Source organism: Bradyrhizobium sp. TM239 (genome assembly GCF_036247985.1).
Classification (GTDB): domain Bacteria; phylum Pseudomonadota; class Alphaproteobacteria; order Rhizobiales; family Xanthobacteraceae; genus Bradyrhizobium; species Bradyrhizobium ottawaense.
In genome coordinates this window covers 1-283 of record NZ_BTIR01000074.1, presented here as the reverse complement: position 1 = coordinate 283, position 283 = coordinate 1, and the positions used below count along the sequence as shown (strand labels likewise).

Sequence of the window (283 nt, the reverse complement as noted above, 5' to 3'; positions counted from 1 at the left end):
TCGACCTCGACAATTTCAAGACCGTCAATGACCGCCTCGGCCACGCCGCCGGCGACCGGCTGCTGCGCTGGGTCGCCGCGCGACTGAAGGAGAATGTCGGCGAGCACGACACCGTCGCGCGCCTCGGCGGCGACGAGTTCGCCGTCCTCCAGCGCGGCCCGCAGCCGCAATCGGCGGAAAAGCTGGCCCGGCGCCTGGTCGAGGTCATCGGTCATCCGCCGCCGCTGGAAAGCCAGTCGATCCATGTCGGCGTCTCCGTTGGTATCGCGATCGCGCCCGACCA

General features: G+C 69.6%; 1 protein-coding gene. It reads left to right on the top strand.

The window, feature by feature from the left end:
- Nucleotides 1-283 (top strand): GGDEF domain-containing protein (locus AABA84_RS34970; protein ID WP_338314375.1); only part of this gene is annotated, 283 nt, incomplete at both ends.